Annotated in this window: 16 protein-coding genes; 3 read left to right on the top strand and 13 right to left on the bottom strand. The window is 70.6% G+C overall.

Features of this window, described 5'->3' with window-relative positions; genetic code table 11:
* Positions 1 to 142: 142 nt before the first annotated feature.
* From ACFWPT_RS15575 to arc, 9 genes are all read right to left on the bottom strand, one after another.
* Positions 143 to 526 carry an FKBP-type peptidyl-prolyl cis-trans isomerase gene (locus tag ACFWPT_RS15575; RefSeq protein ID WP_063346909.1) on the bottom strand — a complete coding sequence of 128 codons (384 nt, stop codon included), beginning with the start codon at positions 524 to 526 and terminating at the stop codon, positions 143 to 145.
* A gap of 163 nt (positions 527 to 689) precedes the next feature.
* Positions 690 to 2,000 (bottom strand): FKBP-type peptidyl-prolyl cis-trans isomerase, encoded by a 1,311-nt coding sequence (locus tag ACFWPT_RS15570; protein ID WP_380342778.1) that lies wholly within the window; start codon positions 1,998 to 2,000, stop codon positions 690 to 692.
* A 209-nt stretch (positions 2,001 to 2,209) separates the two neighbouring features.
* Entirely contained in the window at positions 2,210 to 3,196 is a 987-nt protein-coding gene (locus tag ACFWPT_RS15565; protein WP_380482188.1) for an FKBP-type peptidyl-prolyl cis-trans isomerase, read from the bottom strand.
* 136 nt (positions 3,197 to 3,332) lie between these two features.
* A complete protein-coding gene (gene pafA, locus ACFWPT_RS15560; protein WP_063346911.1) occupies positions 3,333 to 4,694 on the bottom strand; it encodes a Pup--protein ligase in 1,362 nt (453 codons plus the stop codon).
* Positions 4,695 to 4,815: 121 nt separating this feature from the next.
* Complete coding sequence (gene prcA, locus ACFWPT_RS15555) at positions 4,816 to 5,571, bottom strand: proteasome subunit alpha (RefSeq protein ID WP_063346912.1); 756 nt, start codon at positions 5,569 to 5,571, stop codon at positions 4,816 to 4,818.
* Between the two features lie 31 nt (positions 5,572 to 5,602).
* A complete protein-coding gene (gene prcB / locus ACFWPT_RS15550) occupies positions 5,603 to 6,445 on the bottom strand; it encodes a proteasome subunit beta (RefSeq protein WP_380342771.1) in 843 nt (280 codons plus the stop codon).
* 163 nt (positions 6,446 to 6,608) lie between these two features.
* Positions 6,609 to 6,827, bottom strand: a complete 219-nt coding sequence (locus ACFWPT_RS15545) for a ubiquitin-like protein Pup (protein WP_031069167.1) — start codon at positions 6,825 to 6,827, stop codon at positions 6,609 to 6,611.
* 174 nt (positions 6,828 to 7,001) lie between these two features.
* Positions 7,002 to 8,513, bottom strand: a complete 1,512-nt coding sequence (gene dop, locus ACFWPT_RS15540) for a depupylase/deamidase Dop (protein ID WP_208869055.1) — start codon at positions 8,511 to 8,513, stop codon at positions 7,002 to 7,004.
* A gap of 230 nt (positions 8,514 to 8,743) precedes the next feature.
* Complete coding sequence (arc, locus tag ACFWPT_RS15535; RefSeq protein WP_063346914.1) at positions 8,744 to 10,510, bottom strand: proteasome ATPase; 1,767 nt, start codon at positions 10,508 to 10,510, stop codon at positions 8,744 to 8,746.
* 285 nt (positions 10,511 to 10,795) lie between these two features.
* Between arc and ACFWPT_RS15530 the strand changes: the two genes are divergently transcribed.
* A complete protein-coding gene (locus tag ACFWPT_RS15530) occupies positions 10,796 to 11,101 on the top strand; it encodes a ferredoxin (RefSeq protein ID WP_063346915.1) in 306 nt (101 codons plus the stop codon).
* Positions 11,102 to 11,114: 13 nt separating this feature from the next.
* Here ACFWPT_RS15530 and ACFWPT_RS15525 read toward each other — a convergent pair whose 3' ends face one another.
* The 3 genes from ACFWPT_RS15525 to ACFWPT_RS15515 all read right to left on the bottom strand — a co-directional run bounded on the left by ACFWPT_RS15525 (position 11,115) and on the right by ACFWPT_RS15515 (position 14,071).
* Positions 11,115 to 11,720 carry a hypothetical protein gene (locus ACFWPT_RS15525; protein ID WP_380380033.1) on the bottom strand — a complete coding sequence of 202 codons (606 nt, stop codon included), beginning with the start codon at positions 11,718 to 11,720 and terminating at the stop codon, positions 11,115 to 11,117.
* 125 nt (positions 11,721 to 11,845) lie between these two features.
* On the bottom strand, positions 11,846 to 12,805 hold the full coding sequence (locus ACFWPT_RS15520) for a tRNA (adenine-N1)-methyltransferase (protein WP_063346916.1): 960 nt from the start codon (positions 12,803 to 12,805) through the stop codon (positions 11,846 to 11,848).
* Positions 12,806 to 12,850: 45 nt separating this feature from the next.
* Positions 12,851 to 14,071: a site-2 protease family protein gene (locus ACFWPT_RS15515; RefSeq protein ID WP_063346917.1), complete on the bottom strand. Its 1,221-nt coding sequence runs from the start codon at positions 14,069 to 14,071 to the stop codon at positions 12,851 to 12,853.
* Between the two features lie 168 nt (positions 14,072 to 14,239).
* Here ACFWPT_RS15515 and ACFWPT_RS15510 point away from each other — a divergent pair, with 168 nt between their 5' ends.
* Together ACFWPT_RS15510 and ACFWPT_RS15505 are read left to right on the top strand one after the other, a co-directional pair.
* Positions 14,240 to 15,148, top strand: coding sequence for a RecB family exonuclease (locus ACFWPT_RS15510; RefSeq protein WP_063346918.1), 909 nt, complete (start codon positions 14,240 to 14,242; stop codon positions 15,146 to 15,148).
* A complete protein-coding gene (locus ACFWPT_RS15505; protein WP_063346919.1) occupies positions 15,148 to 15,819 on the top strand; it encodes a response regulator transcription factor in 672 nt (223 codons plus the stop codon). The genes ACFWPT_RS15510 and ACFWPT_RS15505 overlap by 1 nt, the downstream gene beginning before the upstream one ends.
* 99 nt (positions 15,820 to 15,918) lie before the next feature.
* Here the strand turns inward: ACFWPT_RS15505 and ACFWPT_RS15500 are convergent, their stop codons facing one another.
* Positions 15,919 to 17,538: an ABC transporter substrate-binding protein gene (locus ACFWPT_RS15500; protein ID WP_380482185.1), complete on the bottom strand. Its 1,620-nt coding sequence runs from the start codon at positions 17,536 to 17,538 to the stop codon at positions 15,919 to 15,921.
* Positions 17,539 to 17,561 lie beyond the last annotated feature (23 nt).

Below are 17,561 nucleotides of genomic sequence, written 5' to 3'. Positions count from 1 at the left end.
GGCTGGTTCTTTTTTTTATACGCGCCGGTTGGACCCCGGGGGGCCCCCCCCGTCGGGGTTGGGTTAGGCAGTCAAAACGCCGCCGCGGTTCACGCCGGGGGGCCCACCCCCGCGGGGGGTCCGCCCCACGGTGTGGAACGACTCAGACGCCGATCAGGTCGACGACGAAGATCAGGGTCGAGCCCGCCGGGATGAGCGGGGTCGGCGACTGGTTGCCGTAGGCCAGGTGCGACGGGATGGTCAGCTCGCGGCGGCCGCCGACCTTCATGCCGGCGACACCGCGGTCCCAGCCCTTGATGACGCGGCCGGCGCCCAGCGGGAACGAGAACGGGGCGGTGCCCCGGTTCCAGCTGGAGTCGAACTCCTCACCGGTCTCGAAGGTCACGCCGACGTAGCGGACCTTGACGACCTGGCCCGACTTGGCCTCATCGCCGTCACCGACGACGATGTCGCGGATCTGCAGGTCCGCCGGGGCGTCGCCGATCGGGAAGTCGATCTCGGGCTTCTCGTTGAGGTTGACGCTCACAGTCCCTCTTCTCACGTTTCGCATTGCAGTCACGACCAAGCGGCGGGCGCCCGCACCCCCGGTCCGTTCCCGGACCACGGTACGGGCGCCCACCGCCCGGGGTGGTCCGGCCACGCGGCCGGACCTGAAGGTCACACGCACACCATTGTCACCCGAAAGTGGATCAGCCCTGACCGGCGTCCAGGATGTCCACCACGAAGACCAGCGGCGCGCCCGGCGGGATGTCGCCCTGGCCCTTGTCGCCGTACGCCAGCGCGGCCGGGATCACCAGCTCCACCCGGCTGCCGACGGTCTGGCCCACCAGGCCCTGGTCCCAGCCCTGGATGACCTGGCCACCGCCGACCGGGAAGGAGAACGCCTGGCCCTTGCTGAGCGAGGAGTCGAACATCTTGCCGTCCTTGAACAGCGCGCCGGTGTACTGGACGACGACCTTCTCGCCCTTCTCCACCGCCGGCCCGGTGCCCTTGATCAGGACGTGCGACTTCAGCTCGGTCGGGTCCTTCGCGCCGGCCACCGGGGTGATCTCGGCCGGCTTCTTGCCGTTGTCCTTGACCTGCGGGAAGTCCGCGGGCGGCGGCGTGACGGTGCCGCTCACCACGGAGTCGGGCGCGTTGGCGTTGCGGATGTCGATCACGAAGACCAGGTCATCCTTCGCCCCGATCGACATGTCGGCCTTGCCCTGGGAGCCGAACGCGGCGGCCGGCGGGGCCACCACGAGGACCCGGCTGCCGGCCTTCTTCCCGACCACGGCCTGGTCCAGCGCCGGGATCAGCGCGTCGGTGCCGGCCTGGAAGATCTGCGGCTTGCCGTTGTTGTCGTACGAGCTCGGGATGTCCTTGCCGGTGGTCCAGTCCTTGGCGGTGTAGTCCACCGAGGTCCAGGAGTTCTTGTCCACCTTGGGGCCGGTGCCCTCGGTCAGCACCTTCACCACGAAGGAGCCGTCGGAGGCCTCGCCCGGCACCTGGATCTCGGCCTTCTTGCCGAAGTCACCGGTGACGGTGGGCAGCACCTTGGCGCTGTCCTTGATCGGCGGCACCGGGTCGGCGGTCGGCGTGGGCGGCGCGCTCTTGGCGGCGTCCGGCTTGGCGGCGGTGTCCGACTTGCCGTCCTTGTTCACCAGGTACAGCGTCACGGCGCTGCCGGCCAGCAGCACGGCCAGCACCGTACCGAGGATCACGCCCAGCCGGCCCACCCCGGGCGGGTTCTCGTCGTACCCGGCCTCCGAGGTGTCGCCCCGACGCACGGTGGAGGCGAAGATCTGCGGGGTGTCGTCCGTCTTGGTCCCGCCCGAGGCCCGCGGCTGCTCGCCGGGCTGCGCCCAGCCGGCCTGCTGCTTCAGGATCGACGGCGGGACGACGATCGACTCACCGTCCCCCGGGAGCGGGCCGCCGGGACGCGAGGCGGCCGGGTCACCCGCGGAGCTGTCGTTCGCCGCGGTGTCGGCCCCGCCCGGGCTCGGCGTCTTCTCAGTCATGACTCCCCATCCATCTCGCCACGAGGTCTTCCAGGTCTGCGACCGGCGTGCTGACTGCCGGTCTGCCGTCGCACCGTCCGCCCCGGACCTCGACGCCGGGCGGCGCCTGCCACAGTGCGAGGGCAGTATGACAGCTCAGGATGAGGGCGGACGCTTCGTTGTACGAGCGTCCGCCCAAGCGTACGGAATCCCAGGGGTGCGTGTCCGCCCTAAACCGCTTCCAGGATGTCGATCACGAAGACCAACGTCGAGTTGGGCGGCACCGAGCCCTGCGCCTGGTCCTTGTAGCCGAGCGCGGGCGGCACCACGAGCAGGATCCGGCTGCCGACGGTCTGGCCGACCAGCGCCTTGTCCCAGCCCTCGATCACGCTGCCGGTGCCGATCTGCACCGCCTGCGCGCCCCCGTGCGTCCAGGAGGAGTCGAACTGCTGGCCGTTGTTCCAGAGCACCCCGGTGTACTGCACCACCAGGGTCTGCCCGCTCTTGACCTGCTTGCCCTCGCCCTTGATCAGCACCGCCTGCTCCAGGTCGGTGGGCGCGGCCTGCCCGGCCGGCACGGTGATCGTCACCGGGGCCTTGCCGTTGTCCTTGACCTGCGGCATCGTCGCCGGCGGCGGGGTCATGGCGCCGGTCAGCGTGGAGTCCTGCGGCAGGCTCTCCACGATGTCCAGGACGAAGACCACGGTGTCGCCCTTGTTGACGCCGAGCTGGGTGCTGCCCTGCTCGCCGAAGGCCGCCGCCGGCGGGGCGACCACCAGCAGCCGGCTGCCGACCTTCTTGCCGATCACGCTCTGGTCCAGCGCCGGCACGAGCTGTCCGCTGCCGGCCTGGTAGAGCTGCGGCTTCCCGCTCGGGTCGTACGAGCTGGGCAGGTCCTTGCCGGTGGTCCAGTCCTTCGCCGTGTAGTTGACCGTCACCCAGTCGCCCTTGTTGACCGTCGACCGCTCGCCCTCGCTGACGGTGTTCACCACGAACTGGCCGCCGGGCTGGCCCTCCGGGAGGGTGATGGTGGCCTTGCTACCGAAACCGCCCTCCGACAGCGTGGGCATCGGCGACGCCTCGCCGACCGGCGCGGGCACCGTCGGAGGCGCGCTCGCCGCGGACGGAGTCGCCGGGCCGGCCGCCTTGGGCGAACTGCTGCAGGCGACCGCCAGCAGCAGGGGCAGGGTGAGTAGCAAACCGGCGGTGCGGCGCACGGTGGTCCTAACTGTCGATCGAGGTCGGCTCTCCTGACTTCGACGGACAGCGTATGCCCGGACGGTGTCCGGCCCCGGTAGACACCACCGGGGCCGGACACCGCCTTGATCACAAACCTGGGATCCCCTGCGGGGGTCACATCCCGGCGATCAGCTTCTCCACCCGCTCGTCCACCGAGCGGAACGGGTCCTTGCAGAGCACCGTGCGCTGCGCCTGGTCGTTCAGCTTCAGGTGCACCCAGTCCACCGTGAAGTCCCGGCGCTGCTCCTGCGCCCGGCGGATGAAGTCCCCGCGCAGCCGGGCCCGGGTGGTCTGCGGCGGGATGGACTTGGCCTCGAAGGTCTTGAGGTCGGTGGTCACCCGCTTCGCCTGGCCCTTGCCCTGGAGCAGGTAGAACAGGCCGCGCCGGCGGTGGATGTCGTGGTACGCCAGGTCGATCTGGGCCACCCGCGGGTTGGACATGCTCATCTGGTGCTTCTCGCGGTAGCGCTCGATGAGCTTGTACTTCATGATCCAGTCGATCTCGGTGGCCACCTGGTCCAGGTTCTCGGTGCGGACGGCCTCCAGGGTCCGGCCCCACAGTTCGAGCACCTGGCCGATGGTGCCGGTGTTGATGCCCTTGCGGTCGGCGAACTCCAGCGCCTTGGTGTAGTACTCCTCCTGGATGTCCAGCGCGCTGGCCTCGCGCCCGTTGGCGAGCCGCACCTGGTGGGTGCCGGTGAGGTCGTGGCTGACCTCGCGGATCGCCCGGATCGGGTTCTCCAGGGTGAGGTCGCGCATCACCACGCCGGCCTCGATCAGCCGCAGCACCAGGTCGGTGGCGCCGACCTTGAGCAGCGTCGTGGTCTCCGACATGTTGGAGTCGCCGACGATCACGTGCAGCCGGCGGTAGCGCTCGGCGTCCGCGTGCGGCTCGTCGCGGGTGTTGATGATCGGGCGGGAGCGGGTGGTGGCGGAGCTGACGCCCTCCCAGATGTGCTCGGCGCGCTGGCTGACGCAGTAGACCGCGCCGCGCGGGGTCTGCAGCACCTTGCCGGCGCCGCAGATCAGCTGGCGGGTCACCAGGAAGGGGATCAGCACGTCGGCCAGCCGGGAGAACTCGCCGTGCCGGGCCACCAGGTAGTTCTCGTGGCAGCCGTAGGAGTTGCCGGCCGAGTCGGTGTTGTTCTTGAACAGGTAGACGTCCCCCGCGATGCCCTCCTCGTGCAGCCGCCGCTCGGCGTCGACCAGGAGCCCTTCGAGGATCCGCTCGCCCGCCTTGTCGTGCGTCACCAGCTCGGTCACGTCGTCGCACTCGGGGGTGGCGTACTCGGGGTGGGAGCCGACGTCGAGGTACAGCCGGGCGCCGTTGCGCAGGAAGACGTTGCTGCTGCGGCCCCAGGAGACGACCCGGCGGAACAAGTACCGCGCCACCTCGTCCGGCGACAGCCTGCGCTGCCCACGGAACGTGCAGGTCACGCCGTACTCGTTCTCCAGCCCGAAAATCCGGCGGTCCATGAGCACTCCATTCTGTGTCGGAGCTGTCCGAAACCGCCTCCACGACGACTGGGCCGCCGCAGGGGCACCGGAGTCCCGTACGGCCTCCTTCCGGCCGCCGTACGGGACTCCGCAGGCACTGCTACTCCGGCGCGGTGTCCGCCGGGTTGTCCTCGTCGTCCGACTCGGCGGACTGGTCGCCGTCGAGCAGCCGGGCGAGCTGGTTGCCCAGGATGCGCTTGAACTTGCGCTGCTGGAACCGCTGGCGGTCGAGGACGGCCACCTCCAGCTGCTCCGGGGTGAGGGCGCGCGGGCTGCCGCCGTTGGGGTCGCGGGCGAGCGAGTCCACGGCGGCCCGGACCACCTCGGTGAGGCCCATCCCGGCCTGGTGGCGCTGGCCCAGGTAGTTGCCGATCGAGTCGGCGTTGCCGCCGACCACGACGTAGTTCTTCTCGTCGACGATCGAGCCGTCCGGGGTGAGGCGGTAGATCTGGTCCTCGTCCGCGGTGCGGCCGACCTCGGCCACGATCAGCTCGACCTCGTAGGGCTTCTCGCCGACCGAGGAGAAGATGGTGCCGAGCGTCTGGGCGTAGACGTTGGCCAGGCCCCGGGCGGTGACGTCGGCCCGGTCGTAGGAGTAGCCGCGCAGGTCGGCGTAGCGGACGCCGCCGATGCGCAGGTTCTCGAACTCGTTGTAGCGGCCGACCGCCGCGAAGGCGATCTTGTCGTAGATCTCGGAGACCTTGTGAAGCGCTCTGGAGGTGTTCTCCGCGACGAAGACGATGCCGTCGGCGTAGGTGAGCACGACCACGCTGCGGCCGCGCGCGATGCCCTTGCGGGCGTACTCCGCGCGGTCCGCCATGGCCTGCTGGGGCGAGACGTAGAACGGTGTCGACACCGGCGGTCGTCCCTTTCCTGAGAGGTGATGGCTAGAGCAGCGGGGCCTGCGGGCCGTTGGGGTGCGAGCGGCGCTCGTCGGTGATCGCGACCGCGATCTCGGTGACCTCCGCGTCGGTGAGCCGGCGGAAGCCTTCCTCGGTGATCAGCGAGACGATCGGGAAGATCTTGCGGGCGAGGTCGGGGCCGCCGGTGGCGGAGTCGTCGTCGGCCGCGTCGTACAGCGCCTGGACGACCAGCGTGGCGGCCTGGTCGGCCGTCAGGCCGTCGCGGTAGAGCTTCTTCATCGAGCCGCGGGCGAAGACCGAGCCCGAGCCGGTGGCGGCGAAGCCGCGCTCCTCGGAACGCCCGCCGGTGACGTCGTAGTTGAAGATCCGGCCGCGGCCGAGGTCCAGGTCGTAGCCGGCGAACAGCGGGACGACCGCCAGGCCCTGCATCGCCATGCCCAGGTTGCCCCGGATCATGGCGGTGAGCCGGTTGGCCTTGCCCTCCAGCGAGAGCACCGCGCCCTCGATCTTCTCGTAGTGCTCCAGCTCCAGTTGGAACAGCCGGACCATCTCGATGGCGAGGCCGGCGGTGCCGGCGATGCCGACCGCGCTGTACTCGTCGGCCGGGAACACCTTCTCCATGTCGCGCTGGGCGATCACGTTGCCCATCGTCGCCCGGCGGTCACCGGCGATCACCACGCCGCCGTCGAACACCGCGGCCACGATGGTGGTCCCGTGCGGGGCCTCGATCACGGCCCCCGCGGGGAGCCCGCGGTGGCCGGGGATCAGCTCCGGCCGGTGCTCGGCGAGGAAGTCCACGAAGGAGGAGGACCCCGGGGTCAGGAAGGCAGCCGGTAGACGCCCGGTGCCACGAGTGTTGGCTTCCACACGATTCCTTCCAGGTAGCTTGAAGCTCGCGTTGCCCGCACCCTACCCGCCCGGAGATCACTGTCCACGCGCGCAGGGGGCCGGTGCCGGACGGCCGGGCGGCCCTCGCCGCCCGACCGCCCTCGACGGTCACGACCGTGAATTCCCGAATGCCGGGGACGGGCTATTGCCCGCCCTTCTGCACGAATCCGCGGACGAAATCCTCCGCATTCGACTCGAGGACCTCGTCGATTTCGTCCAGCACCGCGTCGACGTCGTCGCTCAGCTTTTCCTGGCGCTCCTTGAGGTCGTCGGAATTCTGGGTTTCCGCGGCCTGCTCCTCGACCTCCTCGGAGGAGCGGTTCGCCCGCTGCTGGCCGCCGCCGGTGTCCTTGCTCGCCATTTCCCTCACCCCGCTCGATTCTTCTGGCACGGTTTGGTCGTTGCTTGCTGCACCGACCCTATACACAAGGTGCGACTGCCGCTCCCGGTTTGCCGGTGGCGCTTCCTGTCCAACACCCGCTGCCACCCCGGATGATTCCCATTCGGCGGACGTTCACCCATGGTGATCGAAAAGTTACCCGCCGGAGAGGACCCGCAGCAGGTCCTCCGCGGTGCGACAGCGGTCCAGCAGCTCCTTGACGTGGTTGCGGGTGCCCCGCAGCGGCTCCAGCGTGGGCACCCGCTGCAACGAGTCCCGGCCCGGCAGGTCGAAGATCACCGAGTCCCAGGAGGCCGCGGCGACGTGGTCGGCGTACTGCTCCAGGCAGCGCCCGCGGAAGTACGCCCGGGTGTCCTCCGGGGGCTTGGAGACGGCCCGCTCGACCTCCGCCTCGGTCACCAGCCGCTCGAACCGGCCGCGGGCCACCAGCCGGTTGTAGAGGCCCTTGTCGGGCCGTACGTCGCTGTACTGGAGGTCGACCAGGTGCAGCCGCGGGTTCTCCCACCCCAGGGCGTCCCGGCTGCGGTAGCCCTCCAGGATCTCCCGCTTGGCGATCCAGTCCAGTTGCCGGGAGAGCGACATCGGATCGCGCTCCAGCCGGCCGAGGACGTCCTCCCAGCGGGCCAGCACGTCCAGTGTCTGCTCGTCCGCGTCGGTGCCGAAGCGGTCCTCGACGTACTTGCGGGCCAGCTCGAAGTACTCCAGCTGGAGCTGGACGGCGGTGAGTTTGCGCCCGTTGCGCAGGGTGATCAGGTGCTTGAGCGTGGGGTCGTGGGAGACCCGGTGCAGGGTGCGCACCGGCTGGTCGACGGCGAGGTCGGAGGCGATGAAGGAGTCCTCGATCATCGACAGGACCAGTGAGGTGGTGCCCAGTTTGAGGTAGGTGGAGATCTCGGAGAGGTTGGCGTCCCCGATGATCACGTGCAGCCGGCGGTACTTCTCCGCGTCGGCGTGCGGTTCGTCCCGGGTGTTGATGATCGGGCGTTTGAGCGTGGTCTCCAGGCCGACCTCGACCTCGAAGTAGTCGGCCCGCTGGCTGATCTGGAAGCCGTGCGTCGAACCGTCCTGGCCGATGCCGACCCGGCCGGCGCCGGTGACCACCTGGCGGGAGACGAAGAACGGGGTGAGGTGGCGGACGATGTCGGCGAACGGCGTCGCCCGCTTCATCAGGTAGTTCTCGTGGGTGCCGTAGGAGGCGCCCTTGTTGTCGGTGTTGTTCTTGTACAGGTGGATGTTCTGCCCGTTGGGCAGTTCCAGCGCGCGCTGCGCGGCGGCCGCCATGATCCGCTCGCCGGCCTTGTCCCAGAGCACGGCGTCGCGCGGGTTGGTGACCTCTGGCGAGCTGTACTCGGGGTGCGCGTGGTCCACGTAGAACCGGGCCCCGTTGGTGAGGATGACGTTGGCCAGGCCGATGTCCTCGTCGGTCAGCTGGCTGGCGTCCGCCACCTCGCGCGCCAGGTCGAAGCCCCGGGCGTCACGCAGCGGGTTCTCCTCCTCGAAGTCCCAGCGGGCCCGCCGCGCCCGGTGCATCGCCGCCGCGTACGCGTTGACGATCTGGGACGAGGTGAGCATGGCGTTGGCGTTGGGGTGCCCGGGCACGGAGATCCCGTACTCGGTCTCGATGCCCATCACGCGCCGTACGGTCATGCGGCCCTCCTTGCCCGGTGCGCCGCCCCCCACGGGCGGAGCACGCCGACGTACCGCTGAACAACACCGGCGCCGGCGTTCTGCCCGCGATCGGTGGGTCGAGCCTAGAACCCGGCACCGACGGGCGGACCCCGAGACGCGCCGTCCGGCTGCGGGGCCGCGAGGCGCCACAGCCGGACGGGGTGCGTGCTGTTCCGGGGACCGCCGGGCGGCCCGGTCTCACCGTGTGCTTACAGGTACTGCCCCGTGTTGGCGACAGTGTCGATCGAGCGGCCGGACTCGGCGCCCTGCTTGCCGGTGACCAGCGTGCGGATGAAGACGATCCGCTCGCCCTTCTTGCCGGAGATGCGGGCCCAGTCGTCCGGGTTGGTGGTGTTCGGGAGGTCCTCGTTCTCCTTGAACTCGTCCACGCAGGCGGCGAGCAGGTGGGAGACGCGCAGACCGCGCTGACCGTGGTCGAGGAAGTCCTTGATGGCCATCTTCTTCGCGCGGTCGACGATGTTCTGGATCATCGCGCCGGAGTTGAAGTCCTTGAAGTACAGGACCTCCTTGTCACCGTTGGCGTAGGTGACCTCCAGGAAGCGGTTCTCCTCGGTCTCGGAGTACATCCGCTCCACGACCGACTGGATCATCGCGGCCACCGTGGTGCCCAGGGAGCCGTCGTGCTCCTTGAGGTCGTCCGGGTGGAACGGCAGCGACTCCTTGAGGTACTTGGAGAAGATGTCCCTCGCGGCCTCGGCGTCCGGGCGCTCGATCTTGATCTTGACGTCCAGGCGGCCGGGCCGCAGGATCGCCGGGTCGATCATGTCCTCGCGGTTCGAGGCGCCGATGACGATGACGTTCTCCAGGCCCTCCACACCGTCGATCTCGGCGAGCAGCTGCGGGACGATGGTGTTCTCCACGTCCGAGCTGACGCCGGAACCGCGGGTGCGGAACAGCGACTCCATCTCGTCGAAGAAGACGATGACGGGCGTGCCCTCGCTCGCCTTCTCCCGGGCCCGCTGGAAGACCAGGCGGATCTGCCGCTCGGTCTCGCCCACGTACTTGTTGAGCAGTTCGGGGCCCTTGATGTTGAGGAAGTAGCTCTTCCCCTGGGGGCGTCCGGTGACCTCGGCGACCTTCTTGGCCAGCGAGTTGGCGACCGCCTTGGCGATCAGCGTCTTGCCGCAGCCGGGCGGGCCGTAGAGCAGCACGCCCTTGGGCGGGCGCAGCTCGTACTCCTTGAAGAGGTCGGCGTGCAGGTAGGGCAGCTCGACCGCGTCCCGGATCAGCTCGATCTGGTTGCTCAGTCCGCCGATCTGGCGGTAGTCGATGTCCGGGACCTCTTCGAGGACCAGCTCCTCGACCTCGGACTTCGGCACGACCTCGTACACGTAGCCGGAGCGGGGCTCCAGCAGCAGGGCGTCCCCCGCCCGGATGGTGAGCTCGCGCAGCGGTTCGGCGAGGCGCACCACCCGCTCCTCGTCGGTGTGGCCGACGACCAGGGCGCGTTCGCCGTCCTCGAGGATCTCCTTGAGGGTGACGATCTCGCCGATGCGCTCGAAGGCCATCGCGTCCACGATGTTGAGGGCCTCGTTGAGCATCACCTCCTGGCCGCGCCGCAGTTCGTCGAGGGCGACGTTGGGGCTGACGTTCACGCGGAGCTTGCGCCCCCCGGTGAAGATGTCGGCGGTGCCGTCCTCGTTGGCCTCGAGGAAGGTGCCGAACCCGGCCGGGGGCTGTGCCAGCCGGTCCACTTCCTCCTTGAGGGCCACGATCTGGTCGCGGGCCTCTCGCAGGGTGGAGGCGAGCCGTTCGTTCTGGGCGGACACTCCGGCCAGGTTGGTCTGGAGCTCGACGATCCGCTCTTCGAGGATCCTCGAATTGCGCGGCGAGTCGGCGAGCTTGCGGCGCAGCACAGCGATTTCCTGCTCAAGGAACGAGACCTGAGCGGCCTCGTCGGAACCACGAGCGGGCCTGCCGGTGCTGCGGTTGTAGTCGTCATCGTGGGCTGCCACGGTCCTCACCTCCTCCGGGGAGCTGGACGCTTCCAGACCCTACCTGGGACCAGGGGTCCGTAAACCCCTAGATCAAGAAAGATGGAACGGGCGTGTCCGATCTTCGCCCCAGCGTGCTTCCCCTCTGCTAAGGGGATACCCACCGCTCACCACCCAAAGCGGGCCAGATGTATCGTCGAGCGAAGTGATATCCGATCGCGACCGGGCACCTGGGTCCGATCGTTGTACGAATGGCGGGATTGCCCCCGGAAAAGGGGCGACCCGGGACAGAAACGGCAGGGGACCATGTCGGTAACCGAGCAGACGGCCACGGCGGCCGAACAGCTGGAGGTGTGGATCGACCAGGATCTGTGCACCGGCGACGGCATCTGCGTGCAGTACGCACCCGAGGTCTTCGAGCTGGACATCGACGGCCTCGCCTACGTGAAGGGGCCGGACGACGAGCTGCGCCAGCAGCCCGGGCAGACCGCCCCGGTGCCGCTGACGATCCTTCAGGACGTGGTGGACTCGGCGAAGGAGTGCCCCGGCGACTGCATCCACGTGCGCCGGGTCACCGACCGGGTCGAGGTGTACGGGCCGGACGCGGACTGACGCGTCCTCCCCCTCAGGTCTGGCTGACCGGGGCGGCGGTCTGGGAGCGTTCCCAGCCGCCGCCCTTGCGCATCCAGGTGAGGTCGAGTGAGATGTCAGGGCGGAAGCGCGGCACCTCGTCGCTCGAATACCCCTGCGCGTGACCGGTGATGGCGCCGTCGGAGCGCAGCGCGAGCCGGCCGAGGGTGAGGTTCTCGCGCTCGGAGAGGAGCGTGGCCAGCACCACCGGGCGCTCGCCCGGGCCGAAGCCGAGCAGGTAGACGGCGTCCGGCGGCGTGCCGTTCTCGGCCGCGCAGTGCGCGGCGACGACCGTGCCGGGCCGCCCGTCGCCCAGGTCGGCCGGCATGCTGATGGCCGTCGCGACCGGGAACGGGCCGCAGTCGAGCGGAAGTTGGGCCTTGGCCGGGTCGGGGGCGGCGCTCGCCCCGAGGGCCTTGGGAGTGCCGTGCAGGGGCACCGGGGTGCCGGTGGCGGGGCCGGCGGCGAGGGCCGAGACCACCACCGCGCCGCAGCCGGCCAGGGCCAGGGCCCAGTGCCAGGGGGCGGTGCGCGCGTGCCCGGGCCCGGTGCGGCCCCGCGGTGTCTGCTGTCCAGCCGTCGTCCCGACCGCGGTCTCCACCAGGCGTCCCCTCCAGTGCTCCCAGGAGCTGGTCTGCGTGCGCGAGCATCGTCCCACACGCCGGCGGCCGAAGTGCCGAGGGGTGGCACGAGCAGGCTCGTACCACCCCTGGGAAGCGATCCCGGTCAGCCCAGGTCGGGCTGCTCGGTCTCGACGGCGCGGGCGGCGGCACGGGCCGCGGCGCGCTCCCGCAGAGTCGACTCCGAGCCCCCGTTGTCGTAGTCCTCGCCGTACGCGCCCTTGGCCGGGCGGCGGCGGCGCAGCGGCGGCTCGACGCCGTCGGCGAGGCGGCGGGCGGTGAGCAGGAAGCCGGTGTGGCCGATCATCCGGTGGTCCGGGCGGACGGCCAGGCCCTCCAGGTGCCAGGTGCGGACCATGGTCTCCCAGGCCTGCGGCTCGGTGAAGGTGCCGTGGTCGCGCAGTGCCTCGACGGTCTTGGACATCTGCGTGGTGGTGGCCACGTAGCAGCAGATCAGGCCGCCGGGGACGAGCGCCTTGGAGGCGACGTCCAGGCACTCCCAGGGGGCGAGCATGTCGAGGATGACGCGGTCGACGTCGGCCTCGACCAGGTTGTCCTGGAGGTCGCCGACGGTGAGCTTCCACGCCGGGTGCGGCCCGCCGAAGTAGCGCTCGACGTTGCCCTTGGCGATGTCGGCGAAGTCCTGCCGGCGCTCGTACGAGGCCAGCATGCCGGTGTCGCCGACGGCGCGCAGCAGGTAGGTGGAGAGCGCGCCCGAGCCGACACCGGCCTCGACGACGCGGGCGCCGGCGAAGATGTCGGCCATGGCCAGGATCTGCCCCGCGTCCTTGGGGTAGATCACGGCGGCGCCGCGCGGCATGGACAGGACGTAGTCGGGGAGCAGGGGGCGCAGCGCGAGGTACGGGACGTTCCCCGTGGTGCGCACGACCGTGCCCTCGGGGGCGCCGATCAGCTCGTCGTGCGGGAACGCACCCTTGTGGGTGTGGAACTGGTTCCCGGCCTGGAGCGTGAACGTGTAGTGGCGGCCCTTGGGGTCGGTCAGCTGGACCTGGTCCCCGACCTGGAAGGGCCCGCGTCGGCGGGTGGCACCGGTCGGTTCGGACATGCGGTCAATCCTAAGGGAAGCGGACGGTCCGCCCGACCAGAGTGATCACCGGCCGGCGACGGCGGCGGTGAGGCGCTGCTCGATGTCGGTGAGCGCGGCGACGCCGAACACCCGGCCGTCCGCCTCGACCACCAGGTACTCCCCGGCCGGGGTCGCCTGGACGGCGCGCAGCAGGTCCTCGCCGCCGAGGTCGGCGTCCAGCCGCAGGCCGGGTTCGAGGTCGCGGGCGAGCGGGCCGACGGCGACCCACGGGCGGCGGTGCTCGGGCACCGCGCGGACGGCGGACTCGCGGACGATGCCGATCGGGTCGCCCCGGCCGTCCACCACCACGACCGCGCCGGCCTGGGCCTCGCGGGCCCGGCGCAGCGCCTCGCCGAGCGGGGTGTCGGCGGTGACCTCGACGGTCCGGCGGGCGAGCTCGCGCAGCCGCAGGCCGGGCAGCACCTCCTTGAGCCGGGCGTTGCGCAGGCTCCCGGTGGCGCCGTTCCAGATGATCGCGGCGAGGACGGCGGCCAGCACCGCGTCCACCAGGGTGTCGGTCGTGGTGCGCTCGATCCCGCGGGCGGCGCTGAACAGCGGCAGGCCGATCAGCACCACGACGGCCAGTGCCCGGCCGACCCAGGCGGCGGCGACCGTACCGGTCATCGCCTTGCCGCTGATCGCCCAGACGACCGCGCGCAGCATCCGACCGCCGTCCAGCGGCAGGCCGGGCAGCAGGTTGAACGCGGCGACCACCAGGTTGGAGACCATCAGCCCGGTGAGCAGCACCCCGGGCACCGTGGAGAGCTCCACGGCCTGCATCGCGAGGTAGAACACGCCGCCGAGCACCAGCGAGAGCAGCGGGCCGACGAAGGCCAGCCAGAACTCGCGCCACGGGCTCTCGGCCTCGTTCTCGATCTCGGAGACGCCGCCGAAGAACTGCAGCTGGATCCGCCGTACACCGAGCCTGTAGCGCAGCGCGACCAGGGTGTGAGCGAGCTCGTGCACCAGGACGGAGGCGTAGAAGGCGACCGCGAAGAAGAACGCGAGCAGGTAGCGGGCGGCGCCGAGGTCCGGCAGGACGTCGCCGAGCTGGCCGCCGAACACCCAGGTGATCAGCGCGGCGATGACGAACCAGGAGGGGGTCACGTAGATGGGCACGCCGAAGGGGCGGCCCACCAGGAGGCCGCTGCCGCGCTCGGGCGGCCTCGGCGGTCGCCCTGCCGGGCGGCCGCCGTCGTCCTGCGGTGGCTGGTCGGAGGTCTGCTGCCCCCTGCTGTCGCTCACCGTGATCCCTTCGGTCGTCTGCCCCGTCGTGCCCCGGTGCGCCCACGCTACGTGATCGCGGCCCTCCGGTGGCGTGCGGCCCTCTGTCAGGCTTCATACCCACTGTGCCGCGCGGTGTGGCAGCACCGTGGCAGCAGGATGACAGCGAAGGGCAATAGGGTCGGAGGCATGCAGCAGACCGACACCACCAGCGCCGCCGGGGCCCCGGCGCGCCCGGCGGCGCCCCCGACCGGCCTGTCCCCGTCCCGGGCGGGGGACTTCCTGACCTGTCCCCTGCTGTACCGGCTGCGGGTGATCGACCGGCTGCCCGAGCCGCCGAGCGCGGCGGCGACCAGGGGCACGCTGGTGCACGCGGTGCTGGAGCGGCTCTTCGACAGCCCCGCGACCGAGCGGACGCCGGAGCGGGCGCTGGGCCTGCTGCGCCCGCAGTGGGAGCGGCTGCTGGGCGAGCGCCCGGAGCTGGGCTCGCTGTTCCCGGACGATCCGGACGGCGCGGCGCTCGCCCGCTGGCTGGCGGACGCCGAGAAGCTGGTCGGCCAGTGGTTCCGGCTGGAGGACCCGACCCGGCTGCACCCGGTGGAGCGCGAGCTGTACGTGGAGACGGCCCTGGAGTCGGGGCTGCTGCTGCGCGGCTACATCGACCGGGTGGACGTCGCCCCGAGCGGCGAGGTCCGGCTGGTGGACTACAAGACCGGCCGGGCGCCCTCGCGGGACTTCGAGGGCAAGGCGATGTTCCAGATGAAGTTCTACGCGCTCGTGGTGTGGCGCTGGAAGGGCGTCGTCCCCAAGCGGCTCCAGCTGGTCTACCTCGGCGGGGGCGGGGACGTGGTCAGCTACGACCCGGACGAGGCCGACCTGCTCGCGGTGGAGCGCAAGCTGCGGGCGCTCTGGGAGCGGATCACCCACGCGGTGGCCACCGGGGAGTTCCCGGCGACCCGCAACCGCCTCTGCGACTGGTGCGACCACCAGGCCAGTTGCCCGGAGTTCGGCGGCACTCCCCCGCCGTACCCGCTGCCGCTGTCGCGTACGTCTGACGAAGACGATCCCACGGGGGATCAGATGAGCAAGGAGTCCTAGTGACGATCCGAGTGCTGCTGGTCGACGACCAGCCGCTGCTGCGCACCGGTTTCCGGATGATCCTGGAGGCCGAGTCCGACCTGGTGGTGGTCGGTGAGGCCGGCGACGGTCAGCAGGCGCTGGACCAGGTGCGGGCGCTGCAGCCCGACGTGGTGCTGATGGACATCCGGATGCCCAGGATGGACGGCGTCGAGGCGACCCGCAGGATCGCCGGCCCCGGGCGGGACGGCCCGGCCAAGGTGCTGGTGCTGACCACCTTCGACCTGGACGAGTACGTGGTGGAGGCGCTGCGCGCGGGCGCCAGCGGCTTCCTGCTGAAGGACGTCCCGGCGGAGGAACTGGTGCAGGCGATCCGGGTGGTGGCGGACGGCGCGGCGATGCTGGCGCCGAGCATCACCCGCCGGCTGCTGGACATGTACGCCACCAAGCTGCCCTCGGGCGAGGAGGCGCCGCCGCAGGCGCTGAGCGCGCTGACCGAACGTGAGCTGGAGGTGCTGAAGCTGGTGGCGCGCGGGCTCTCGAACGCGGAGATCGCGGCCGAACTGTTCGTCAGCGAGACCACCGTGAAGACGCACGTCGGCCATGTGCTGACCAAGCTCCAGCTGCGCGACCGGGTGCAGGCGGCGGTGTACGCGTACGAGAGCGGGCTGGTGCGCCCGGGCGCCCTGTAGGCCCTGTCCGGCCGAACGTGCCGGCGGCCCGCCCGCCTTCCCCGTGCACCCAGGGGGAAGGCGGGCGGGCCGCCGTGTCGAGGGGTGTCGTCCGGTCGTCTACTTGCCGGCGCTGCGGCTGATCTCCCAGAAGCGGAACACGCCGGTGGTGTCGATGGTCGACTCGACGCCGGTGATGTACGAACGCGACGCGAAGAAGCCCTTGTTCTGGTACAGCGGGATGAGCGGCGCGTTCTCGGCGACGATCTGCTGGATCTGGGCGTAGCCGGCCACCGCGGCGCTGCGGTCGGCCTGCTTGAGGCCGTCCGGCACCAGCTTCTGGCTGATCCTCGGGTCGTCCCAGCCGTGGTGGTAGGCGCCGCCGTCGATGAGCAGCGGGGCGATGTAGTTGTCCGGGTCCGGGTAGTCGGCGAACCAGCCGATGAGGTACGCCTGGTAGCGGCCCTCGGACCAGCCGGCCCGGTACTTGTCCCAGTCCGGCTCCGTCTGGACGGTCACCTGGAACAGGCCGCCGGCCTCCAGCTGCTTCTTCAGGGTCTCGGGCTCGGCGCTGCCGGCCCGCGAGCGCGACCAGGTGAGGGTGAGCTTGACCGGGAGCTGGACCTTGGCGTCGGTGAGGATCTTCTTGGCCTTGCCGCTGTCCTGGTCGCCGTAGCGGTCGAAGAAGGCCGTGGTGTGGCCGGTGACGCCGGCCGGGACCATCGCGTACAGCGGCTGGACGGTCCGGGCGAAGACGTCGCGGGCGAGCGACTTGCGGTCGAGCAGCTGGGCGGCGGCCTGGCGGACGGCGACGTTGCCGGCGACCGGGTCCTTGGTGTTGAAGACCAGCGAGCGGGTGTCGTTGCTGTCGCCCTCGACGACCTGGAGGTCGGTCTTGCCGCCCTGCTGGTCGGAGTGCATCTGGGCGGCGGTGTTCGGGTCCAGGCTGTTGTCGGTGAGGTCGACGTCGCCCTTGTCCAGCGCGGCCTTCAGGTCGGCGGGCTTGTCGAAGTACCGGACGGTGAACTTGCTGTTCCGGAGCTTGGCCTCGCCGTTGTACTTGTCGTTGGGCACCAGGACGACCTTGCCCAGCTGCTTGGCGGTGTCGCCGTTGCCGCCCATGACCTCGACCGTCTCGAAGCGGTACGGGCCGGAGCCGATCAGCTTGTCGTTGGGGACGACCTTGTCGGCCGGGTAGGCCTGGTGGTCGAGGATGGCGCCGGCCGGGCCGGCCAGCTTGGCCGGCAGGGTGGCGTCGGGCGTGGAGAGGTGGAAGACCACCTCGGTGTCGCCCTTGGCCTCGACGCTCCTGATCGAGGAGAGCAGGGGGGCCGCGCCGTTCTGGTCGTTGATCTTCTTGGTGCGCTCGATCGAGAACACCACGTCGGCGGCGGTCAGCGGGTGGCCGTTGGAGAACTTCAGGCCGGTCCGCATGGTGCAGTGGTACTGGGTGGCGTCGCCCGCGGTGAACTCGCAGGACTGCGCGGCGTCCGGGGAGGGGGCGCTGGAGGCGGCCGGGAAGGTGAGCAGCGACTGGAAGGTGTTGCGCAGCAGCAGCCAGGAGCCGGAGTCGTAGGCGGCGGCCGGGTCCAGCACGCCGGTGAGCTGGGTGGTGCCCATGACGATCGGCTTGCCGCCGTCCCCCTTGACGGCGTCGGTGACCGATCCGCAGCCTGCCGCCGTCACGGCGACAAGACCGGCGCAGCCGAGTACTGCCAGGCGTTCAGCTGAAGTCTTCACGGGGCGCGTCCTTCTGGGTGCGG

The sequence above is a fragment of the Kitasatospora sp. NPDC058478 genome (assembly GCF_042720345.1).
Lineage (GTDB): Bacteria > Actinomycetota > Actinomycetes > Streptomycetales > Streptomycetaceae > Kitasatospora.
Note: the sequence above shows the minus strand (reverse complement) of the source record. Positions and strands in the feature narration are given on the sequence as shown.